The sequence below is a fragment of the Diplocloster agilis genome (assembly GCF_019042275.1).
Classification (GTDB): domain Bacteria; phylum Bacillota; class Clostridia; order Lachnospirales; family Lachnospiraceae; genus Diplocloster; species Diplocloster agilis.
Window position 1 is genome coordinate 1 of sequence record NZ_JAHQCW010000122.1, and the last position, 218, is coordinate 218.

Here is a 218-nt window from a genome sequence, read left to right on the forward strand (position 1 = left end):
GAACACGTGATGTGTTCCCGGTTCAGAGGCTCTTGCCCGTCGGACGTGAAGTCCGCCGGTCATCCTGAACCCGGCTTTCCGATTCCACTAAGCGGGAGCACAGCCGCCCTATGCGCTCCCGGGGAGACACAAAAGAATCCGGCAGCCCGGAGCATTCCGGAACACCGACACATACACCGGCCCTGATCAGCGGGCATACCCAAACCCGAGGAAGAACC

The 218-nt window shown here is 61.5% G+C and carries 1 protein-coding gene; it reads right to left on the reverse strand.

The annotated features are described in order from the left end of the window. Positions 1–22: 22 nt before the first annotated feature. A partial coding sequence (locus tag KTH89_RS24805) for a hypothetical protein (protein WP_238723474.1) occupies positions 23–218 on the reverse strand: 196 nt, incomplete at its 5' end.